We start from the raw sequence: 10,413 nt of genomic DNA on the forward strand, positions 1-10,413 counted from the left end.
CTAGAAAAAATAAAAAGGCGGGATAACCCGCCTGGATAAATAGCAATTATTGTTCGCTAGCCGCTTTGGCTTTATTTAAGGTGCTGTTACGATAGCTGTAAATGAAGTACACAACAAAACCGATAGCCGACCAAACCCCAAATCGTACCCATGTTTCTGTTGGCAGATTAAACATTAAATAACCACAAGACAATACAGCTAACGGTGCAACGATCGACACGGCCGGGCACTTAAATGAACGTGGAATATCAGGCCGGGTATATCGAAGCACTAGTACACCAATTGCAGCAACAACAAAGGCAAACAGTGTACCAATGTTGGTAAGCTCAGCAATAATACCAATGGGTGTAAAACCGGCGATCAGGGCAACGGCGACACCGGCAGCCATCGTAATAATATGAGGCGTACCATATTTAGGATGTACCTTACAAATACTAGCCGGAATAAGACCATCACGTGACATTGCAAAAAATATCCGTGTTTGTCCATACATCAATACCAATAACACGGTAGTTATACCGGCGATAGCGCCAGTACCTACAAGAGCTGAGCCAAAATTGTAGCCAATTGCGCGGAGCGCGTAGGCAACAGGTTCGGCGTTGTTCAAATCTTGGTATGGTACTACGCCTGTTAAAACACCTGCAACAACAATATAGAGTATAGTACATATAACAAGGGATCCAATAATACCTGCCGGTAAATCCCGTTTAGGATTGCGGCATTCTTCAGCAGCAGTAGCTACAGCATCAAACCCGATATAGGCAAAAAAGATAATTGCAGCACCGGCTGCTACACCTGAAAAACCATATGGCATAAGCGGCGACCAGTTAGCTGGATTTACTTTAGGTCCGGCCAGCGCCAGGAAAATAAAAACTGCGACAAGCTTTATAACTACAAGTACTTTATTAAGTGTAACACTCTCCTTGGTACCACGCACCAATAATACACTTAAAAACAGCGATATTAGCATAGCCGGAAGATTGACAATCCCGCCATCGGCTGGCACAGCAGTAAACGCCTTGGGAAGCTCAATACCACCAGACTTGAGTAAGCCGACCATATAACCTGACCAACCGGCGGCTACAGCGCTCGATCCCACAGAGTATTCAAGAACAAGATTCCACCCAACAATCCAAGCTATGATTTCACCTAAGGCAGCATAGCTGTATGTGTATGCACTCCCCGCAATTGGCACTATAGCAGCAAGCTCGGCATAAGCCAAGGCGGCGAATGCACAGGCCAAACCAGAAATAACAAATGATAACATGATACCAGGCCCGGCATACTTAGCGGCAGCTACGCCGGTTAAAACGAAAATACCAGTACCGATAATGCAACCTATTCCTAAAAGTATTAAATCGGTCGCGCCAAGACTCTTTTTCAGTCCTTTTTGTTCTGCACCTTCTTTAAGCATATCAATACTTTTTGTGCGAAATACATTCATATGTTCACCTCTTTGTTATTCTTCCCAATGGAGAAAAAATTAGACCTGTCCATAAGACAGATCTAATTTCCAGTAAATATCCAGTCGTTGCAGACATTTACAGGCCGTGTCCATCCCGGTTAACAGTGTAACACAAAAGGGAAGACAGGTAAAGTATTTTTTGTTTTTACTAGAGAGACAACTATTCCCTGAGTTTCGCTTCAAACGTATTCTCTAGATAGACAATTATATTTTTGTAGTGTTCATCAATTTCAACATCTGTCAGCGTCCGGTCATTCGCCCGGAAAGTAAGTGAGAAAGCGAGACTACGTGAGCCTGCTGTCACTTGTTGCCCGGTATATACATCAAATAACTGAACGGAGCTAAGTAAAGGACCGGCATTAGCAATAATTGCTTGCGTTACATCTCCAGCTGGAACACTTTCAGACAATACAACCGCAAGGTCGCGTGTAATTGCAGGAAATTTAGGCAAAGCCTGATAACCAGGTTTATGAACCGCATGTTTAACTAGTGCCTCTACATTTAGCTCAAACAAATAAACTTTTCGATTTATTCCATATGCATTGAGCACCTCGGGATGTACTTCGCCAACCGTTCCTAAGATATCGCCTTCTTTTTTGATTACGGCTGTTTTCCCAGGATGTAAAGACGGATTTACATCCGCTTCTACAGTGTATCCGCCGATTCTCAGTCCCTCCAGGATGGCTTCCACACTGCCCTTTGCATCGTAAAAATCCACCATATCCCGTGTCTGGTTCCAGGCTAACGGATGACGCTTGCCAATAATAGCGCCACATAGCATGAGTGGCTCTTGCGGGAGCTCCTTGAGCGGCAAGTTCTCAGGCAGATATACTGCGCCAATCTCGTATAGTTTAAATTCCTCATTCTTCCTGGAAAGATTGCGAACAATTGTATCCATCAAGCCGCCCAGTAGTGTGGTGCGCAAAATGGGGAAATCATCTGTAATGGGGTTCAAAACCTCTATCGCGTGGCGTAAAGAGCTACCCTCCGGAATATTTAGTTTATCAAAAGCTTCCGGATGAGTAAAACTGAACGAAATAATTTCTAAAAAACCGCTGCCTGTCAGCACTGCTTTAATCTTGTCTACAATGGTCTGTGTGTAGCTCTGTTTGCCTTGAGCCATGCTGCCGGCCGGCGTAGTCGAAGGCACATTATTATAGCCATATATCCTTGCAATTTCTTCGCAGATATCGGCTGGTAGCGTAACATCTCCGCGCCAGGTAGGTACCGTTACGGTAATCTTCTCTGCCAACACGTCAACGTCGAACCCTAACCGCTTAAGAATATCTTTCATGGTGCTGCCGGGGATGTCTGTGCCCAAGTACTTATTTATTTGTTCAGGGGTAAAAGCAACCTGTTTTGGCAGCTGCATATCAGGGTAAACATCAACAATACCCGGGCATACCTGACATGCGCCCATATCTTCAAGCAACTTAGCTGCCCGATCAAGCGCCTTAATAACGTTAGCTGTATCTACACCGCGTTCAAACCTTCCGGATGCCTCTGAGCGAAGTCCAAGGGCGCGTGAGGTCCGACGAACACTGACTCCTTTAAAAGAGGCAGCTTCCAATAATACGTTTTGCGTATTTGCAGTTACCTCAGTAGCCAGCCCCCCCATGACCCCGGCAATCCCTACAGCCTGGACCGCATCGGCAATAACCAGCATATCGGGTTCAAGCTCCCGCTTAATGCCGTCTAATGTGGTTAATTTTTCGCCCGGATTGGCTTTACGAACAACCAAACTATGACGCGCCAGCAGGTTATAGTCATAAGCATGCATAGGCTGACCTAATTCCAGCATAACAAAGTTGGTTACATCGACAATATTATTGATTGGTCGCATCCCGGCTGCTTGGATACGATGTTGCATCCATGCAGGAGAAGGCCCAACCTTAATGTTTGTCAAGACTCTGGCAGCAAACCTCGGGCATAGGCTGGAGTCGGCAATTTGTATATTTGTGAGGCTATTGGCCTTCTCTACACCTGTTTCCTTTAGGTTGAGCATAGGTTTCTTTAAAGAGGCGCCGGTTAATACGGCAATTTCACGGGCGATACCAATGATGCTAAAACAGTCTGCCCTATTGGCGGTAAGTTCGAACTCAAGTACAACATCATCAAGGCCCAGCGCAGTACGGATATCTATACCAACCGCAGTATCTGCAGGCAAAATATAAATGCCGTTTCTGGCCTCAGGCGATACCAGTTTGTTATCAATGTTGAGCTCCTCAGTCGAACATAGCATCCCGTAAGATAGCATACCGCGCAGTTTAGTTGGCTGGATATTCATCCCATTAGGCAGATTGGCGCCAACGGTAGCTACAGGGACTATATGCCCCTGCCGAACGTTTGTTGCGCCGGTAACAATAGTAAGTACTTCTGTTCCTATATCAATTTTACACACCGATAATTTGTCAGCATCAGGATGTGGACCGATCTCTATTACTTTGCCAGTAACCACACCTGAGATGTTTTGCCCTAAAGGCTCCACCGCTGCAACCGGAATTCCGGCCATTGTCAGCATATCGGCAAGCTTTTCCGGGGTCTCATTTATTTCAACATAATCTTGAAGCCATTTAAATGACGCTCTCATAACTTTCCCCCTTTACTAGTTTTAGAATTGGCGTAAAAAGCGTATATCATTGTCAAAAAACAGTCTGAGGTCATCAATACCATAAGTCAGCATGGCAATACGCTCGACGCCCATACCAAAGGCAAAACCACTTACCTTGTTCGGGTCAAAATTGCTCATTTCGAGTACACGTGGGTGAACCATACCTGACCCTAAAATTTCCAGCCAGCCTGTACCTGAACATACACGGCACCCCTTACCCTCGCACATAACACAGGAGATATCTACCTCAGCGCTTGGTTCGGTAAATGGGAAAAAGCTTGGGCGGAATCTTACATTTACGCTATTTCCAAAGATCTCTTTGGAAAATAGCTCCAGCGTACCTTTTAAGTCAGCAAAACTTATTCCTTGATCAATCACTAACCCTTCTACCTGCTGGAACATAGGAGAATGGGTCGCATCATAATCCCGACGGTATACTTTCCCCGGAGCGATAATTCTAATTGGCTGATTCGGCACAGCCGACTGCATTGTCCGAATTTGAACAGGCGAAGTGTGTGTTCTAAGCAAAAATTCTTTAGTTATATAAAAAGAATCTTGCATATCCCGGGCAGGATGATCCTGGGGTAAATTTAATGCTTCGAAGTTATAATAGTCTTTTTCTACTTCCGGACCTTCGGCAATTTCAAAACCTAATCGCATAAAGGTATCTTTAATGCGATTTAAGGTGAGTGTCAACGGGTGTAAGTGCCCCAGTTCAGCCCGTCGCCCTGGTAAGGTTACATCAATAGTTTCTGACGCCAGCTTCCGGGCAATTTCGGCTTGTTTCATAACCTCAAACTTGTCAGAAATAATTTGCTCAATTTCGTTTCTAACCTCGTTAACAACTTGCCCTGCTCGCGGCCGTTCTTCTGGACTCAATGCCCCAAGTCCGCGCAACACGCCTGTCAACAACCCTTTTTTACCTAAGTACTTGACTTTCAACTCATTAAGTGCTTCTTTACCGGCAACCTCTGACAGCTCTTTAAGAGCTGTTTCTCTTAAAGCCCTAAGCTCTTGTTCCATACATGCCTCCTAAGGAATAAAATAAAAAAGACTTTCAGCCCCAAGGGGCGAAAGTCTTGATTTCGCGGTACCACCCTAATTATACTCAATTTCCAGTAACGCGGAAAAAACGCCAGACCTACACAAGATACCTCTTCAGTCCGGATACTCAGAAGTGAACTTCTGCTAGCTGTTTCGGCGCCGCTCTCAATCTTTGGCAGCATCCTCCCTGTAGAAACGTGGCTAACATACTCTCTCCGTCATCGCACTGCAATGAAACGAACTATTAAATTATTGCATCATTAGCCGTTTATACCACAAATACGCAGCAATGGAACCGGTAGCTTCGAACATTCTCCAGAAGAATTCGGCGGTCATCATCGTAAGACCACACACCCTCTCTGCCTGTAATGGCAATTTCCGTCATTGCTAAGCGTATTATATCACAGCATTTTGCAAATTACAAGATTGCCCGCTGCCTTACTGCCTCGTACAATATGACTCCTGCAGCCACAGCTACATTGAGCGATTCCGCCTGACCAACAAGCGGTATATTAAGACATGCATCTGCTTTTTCAATAAGTTCCTGGCAAACACCCTGCCCTTCGTTACCTAAGATAATAGCTGTAGGGCGTTTAAAGTCCACCTGATAATAAATATCAGATTTCTGTAGAGAGGTTGTCAGCATGTTAACATTGACTGACTTAAGCTCCGCTATCAACTCTTCAGGGGATATTCCTTCAATTACAGGTAAATGAAACAACGACCCCATGGTGGCCCGCACCGTTTTTCCTGCATATACATCTGCGGAACCCCTGAGTATAATCACGCCTGTACAGCCAGCGGCATCTGCCGTTCGAATAATGGTGCCTGCGTTTCCAGGATCCTGAATACCATCTAAAACAACTATGAGGGGTATTTTATTGTTTTGAGTGATCATTTGAGTAAGTGTAGCCTGTCTTTTCTTTAACACCCCCATAATCCCCTGGGGCTGCTCAGTATCAGACAGTTTATTATAGATATCTTCAGGCACTACTACCATGCGACACTGCGCCGCAGTAAGCCTGTCAAGCACACGTCTTGTTCGTTCGCGGGCTGCAGCCGCTTCAGTATAAATACATAGTTGAACAGGCCATTCAGAGGCAGCGCATTCTTCGACTATGCGCAGTCCCTCCGCCATAAACATTCCCAGATTATCCCGGTATTTTTTTTGCTTAAGGGAAGCAACTTCTTTAATGAGCTTATTGGCCGGGCTGGAAATGAATTCGATCATTCTAGCTCCTCCAGTTTTTGAATCCCCTTGGTTTGACCTACAAAAATTAAAATATCCCCAGTCTTAATCTTCTCATCAGGCTGCGGCGGTACAATAAGATCCTCTCCCCGCTTAATGGCCACAACGTTAACCTCATATTTTACCCGTAGATTGGCTTGTGCTAAACTTTGGCCAATCAACGCTTTAGGTGCAGTAATTTCAACGATACTCAAGTCTGGAGATAACTCAATATACTCTAACACATTGGTCGATACCAGGTTGTGCGCAACCCGCTGCCCCATATCACGCTCTGGATAAACAACCCGGTCTGCACCAATTTTGGACAACATCTTACCATGTAGTTCATTGCGAGCTTTAGCCACAATATGTTTTACGCCCAGATCCTTGAGCAAGAGTGTCGTTAAAACATTAGCCTGAACATCCTCACCAATAGCTACAACAACAACATCAAAATTCCGAATACCTAAGGCTTTGAGCGAATTTTCATCAGTGGTGTCAGCCTGAACAACATGAGTTACCTCTTCACTAAATTTCTGGATCCGATCTTCATCAGAATCGATAGCCAGCACCTCATACCCAAGTGTGTACAAGGTGGTTGCTACACTAGTACCAAAACGTCCTAATCCAATAACAGCAAATTGTTTATTCTTATTTTTCATTATAATTCCTCCTTAGCCGATAATAATTTTACCTTCCGGATACTGCAAATTGCCTTTACGGGTTTTTAGTGCCAACGCTAAGGCTAGTGTAACTGGACCGACTCGACCGGCAAACATCGTTAGAATAAGCCAAAACTTTCCTGAGGTTGTCAAGCCTGGTGTAATCCCAGCTGATAGACCTACTGTTCCGAAAGCCGAGGTTGTTTCAAATAACAACTTAATAAACGGTTGGCTTTCTGTAATACTTAGCATCATTGTCACAAAAATAACGAGGATAGCCGAAAGCAGCATGACGGAAAACGCTTTATAAATGATCGCCTGAGGAATTCGCCGTTCAAATAGTTCAGCATCATTCCTGCCTCTGATTAGCGCCCAGATGGCGGCCGCCATAACCCCTGCTGTCGAAGTTTTTATACCGCCGCCTGTTGAAGCCGGTGACGCGCCAATAAACATTAGCAATACCATAAAAAACAGGGTAGCATCAGTAAGTTTGCTCAAATCAACAGTATTCCAGCCTGCAGTACGCGGCGTCACTGACTGGAAGTAACTGGCCAGTAATTTGCCTTGCCAGGATAAATTTGCCAAGGTACCGGGGTTATCGTATTCGAGCAGAAAAATCACTACCGCACCAAAAACAATAAGAAACAAGGTAGTAACAAGAACCACTTTGGTGTGAAGAGAAAACATACAAAATCGTCGATTTGTCCACACATCGGCGATGACTGTAAAACCAATACCTCCTAAAATGATAAGCAGTGAAATGACGATATTAACCACAATGTCGTCCACATAGCCGGTTGCGCTGGAAAACTTGCCGGTTACGCTTCCAAGCAAGTCAAACCCCGCGTTACAAAATGATGAAATAGCATGCCAATAGCCAAAATAAATACCTTTAACCCCTAAATCCTGATACCACCGGAGAGCCAAAATTGTACCGCCAATAAACTCAATCAGCAAAGTCACCTTTATAATATACTGGGTCAATCGTACAACTCCAGATACTGTAAGCTGATTCAAAGCTTCTTGCATAATTAGCCGCTGTCTTAAATTAATCCGTTTACCAATAAGCATTGCCATAAGTGTGGACATAGCCATTATTCCGAGACCGCCGGCCTGAATTAGACTTATAACAACAAGTTGCCCGAACAGCGAAAAATATGTACCGGTATCAACCACTACCAGGCCGGTTACGCAGACGGCTGATGTAGCGGTAAACAGGGCATCAATAAAACTCAGGCCTTGTCCTGTCGCCGATGCCATAGGCATCATTAATAACAGTGTTCCGCCCATTATCAGCCCAGCAAATCCAATCACAAGAATCTGGTACGGGGTAAGCTTCCATTGAGCGATGTCCAGTAGGTTGGCAATTTTTACTTCCAAGATATTCCACCTCTAAATTCCAGTATACTTTAAAAATTATACCCAAATTAGGAAAACTAAACAAGATTCTGGATAAACTATTTTACAGGAGGTGATACTTTGAGTTCATCAGGAGATTCTGGAGCAACGATGCAGCACATTTTTAACAAAAATATTTCTAACACACCAGATGTCAACTATAAGCGGGCGGTAACCTCAGGTGAAATTCAGGATAAACTGCGTAATGAGCCACCTGAATACAGTGAGAACAACCCTGAACCGCCATATATGAAAGATTAATTCACATTATTCATATAATCACTCCTTTAGAGCGTTTTCCAAAACCAACATTATCTTGATATACCGGAGGATAGTTTATGCAAGAAAAGGAGCAAACCATCATATCCTACTTTCCTTCCAGTACTAAGGCGCAAGCAGCGGTAGATGCATTAGCCGCAAGTGGCTTACATGATAATCATATTAAACGAGTCAGCCGGTTTGGCGTAACTTTTGACACTCAGCGTAATGATGCAACTGCTAATCTTGCCGAAACATTAACCGGACTCACTCTTTTCTCAATGAATACCTCCAATCAGTCTAACGAGTCCGAACGAGTACTCATGGCAGCCGATCCGTCCGTAAGCGGAATGAGTTCACGAGGCTATGGCATGGCTGGCGGACATGCCTTTTCCCTTATCGCCTTTGTTCCTGAATCTCGTGTCGAGGAGTCAGTTAATATTATTAAACAAAATGGTGGCGAAGTCTAATACGATAAGACGATAAATACCCCCGGTTGCTACGCACCGGGGGTATTAAATGATTTTTTCGTTGCCTATATTGCTTTAGAGATACAGTCAAAAGATAACATGTATCTGCGAACTGAATCTTTAACACCTTTTTTTACCATAGACATTAGATGAATATAATTGGCAGACTGGTTTTTGGCAAGCTCGGCCTTGATCGTTTCGCCGGCGGCCATTGACATATCTGTTGCAATGTTAATTTTAGTTATGCCAGACTGAATTGAGCTCTGATAATCTTCTTTACTGAGTTTTGAACCACCGTGCATAACGAGCGGTACATTTACCGTATTGTTAAGTTCAGACAGACGGGAGAAATTAAGTTTAGGGCCGCCGCGGTACACCCCGTGATTGGTCCCTACTGCCACAGCTAACGCATCAACCCTGGTCTTTTCCACAAAACTATGGGCAACTTCCGGTTTAACTAAATTTTCCTCATTTATGTCTTTTACATTGTCGTAACAACTAACATAGCCCAATTCACCCTCGACCGAAACACCGAGAGAATGGGCTATGCGGGTAATTTCCTTTGTTCGTTTTAAGTTGTCCTCGAATGACAGAGCGGAACCATCAAACATAACTGAAGTAAATCCCCAGCGAATGGCTTTCATTACCCCTTCGTAAGTATAACCATGGTCAAGGTGGAGCGCAACAGGCACAGAAGCCTTTTGGGCACCTCTAATCATTGCCGCACTAAGAGTATCAACATCGACAAATTTAAACAAACGCTCGGGAATGCCAAGCACCAGGGGAGTTTTTAGTTCTTCTGCCACCTCAATAACAGCGCCTAAAGTCTCAAAATTAAATACGTTAAAACCGCCTACTGCATACTTTCTTTTTCTTGCATCCTGGAGTAATTCTTTCATTGTTACAAGGGCCAAGGTTAACTCCTCCTTTTTGTTATAGTAAGCCAGTATTAACTTCTAGTAAATTTTGTTATATATTTTATTCGCCACTACCCTAAAAAAACCTGCTAATTATACTAAAATTTTAAAAAATCAAATTTTTCAGCAACTATCATTTCTTTACTGGATTTGATTACTATTAATTCCAATATTTATGAATATTATACACTAAGACACAAAAAAACTCCCGGAATTATTGAGGCCACTGAAGAAGTCCCTTTAATACTTAAAAAGGTATAGACCCTCAAGAAAACTGAGGAGGCTGTACCTTTTTTCCTGTATAATAAAGGTATTAAAGGGAGCAGGTGAGTCAAATGATTCAACAACAACAATCTATGG

At 43.8% G+C, this 10,413-nt stretch carries 9 protein-coding genes; 2 read left to right on the forward strand and 7 right to left on the reverse strand.

Annotated elements, in window-relative coordinates; translation table 11 throughout:
- Positions 1-46: 46 nt before the first annotated feature.
- The 6 genes from VN447_RS16025 to VN447_RS16050 all read right to left on the reverse strand — a co-directional run bounded on the left by VN447_RS16025 (position 47) and on the right by VN447_RS16050 (position 8,390).
- Entirely contained in the window at positions 47-1,444 is a 1,398-nt protein-coding gene (locus VN447_RS16025; RefSeq protein ID WP_325526346.1) for an amino acid permease, read from the reverse strand.
- A 181-nt stretch (positions 1,445-1,625) separates the two neighbouring features.
- Positions 1,626-4,055 carry a phenylalanine--tRNA ligase subunit beta gene (gene pheT, locus VN447_RS16030; protein ID WP_325526347.1) on the reverse strand — a complete coding sequence of 810 codons (2,430 nt, stop codon included), beginning with the start codon at positions 4,053-4,055 and terminating at the stop codon, positions 1,626-1,628.
- A 21-nt stretch (positions 4,056-4,076) separates the two neighbouring features.
- Positions 4,077-5,099 (reverse strand): phenylalanine--tRNA ligase subunit alpha, encoded by a 1,023-nt coding sequence (pheS, locus tag VN447_RS16035; protein ID WP_325526348.1) that lies wholly within the window; start codon positions 5,097-5,099, stop codon positions 4,077-4,079.
- Positions 5,100-5,538: 439 nt separating this feature from the next.
- On the reverse strand, positions 5,539-6,351 hold the full coding sequence (locus tag VN447_RS16040; RefSeq protein ID WP_325526349.1) for an RNA methyltransferase: 813 nt from the start codon (positions 6,349-6,351) through the stop codon (positions 5,539-5,541).
- Positions 6,348-7,010: a TrkA family potassium uptake protein gene (locus VN447_RS16045; protein WP_325526350.1), complete on the reverse strand. Its 663-nt coding sequence runs from the start codon at positions 7,008-7,010 to the stop codon at positions 6,348-6,350. Before VN447_RS16045 ends, VN447_RS16040 begins: the two co-directional genes overlap by 4 nt.
- A gap of 12 nt (positions 7,011-7,022) precedes the next feature.
- On the reverse strand, positions 7,023-8,390 hold the full coding sequence (locus VN447_RS16050) for a TrkH family potassium uptake protein (protein WP_414714920.1): 1,368 nt from the start codon (positions 8,388-8,390) through the stop codon (positions 7,023-7,025).
- Positions 8,391-8,489: 99 nt separating this feature from the next.
- Here VN447_RS16050 and VN447_RS16055 point away from each other — a divergent pair, with 99 nt between their 5' ends.
- Together VN447_RS16055 and VN447_RS16060 are read left to right on the forward strand one after the other, a co-directional pair.
- Positions 8,490-8,669: a hypothetical protein gene (locus tag VN447_RS16055; RefSeq protein ID WP_325526351.1), complete on the forward strand. Its 180-nt coding sequence runs from the start codon at positions 8,490-8,492 to the stop codon at positions 8,667-8,669.
- 77 nt (positions 8,670-8,746) lie between these two features.
- Positions 8,747-9,136: a hypothetical protein gene (locus VN447_RS16060; RefSeq protein WP_325526352.1), complete on the forward strand. Its 390-nt coding sequence runs from the start codon at positions 8,747-8,749 to the stop codon at positions 9,134-9,136.
- Between the two features lie 65 nt (positions 9,137-9,201).
- On the opposite strand, the gene VN447_RS16065 is transcribed toward VN447_RS16060, so the two are convergent.
- A complete protein-coding gene (locus VN447_RS16065; protein WP_325526353.1) occupies positions 9,202-10,050 on the reverse strand; it encodes a class II fructose-bisphosphate aldolase in 849 nt (282 codons plus the stop codon).
- Positions 10,051-10,413 lie beyond the last annotated feature (363 nt).

It is taken from the genome of Sporomusa sp. (assembly GCF_035561155.1).
GTDB lineage: Bacteria > Bacillota > Negativicutes > Sporomusales > Sporomusaceae > Sporomusa.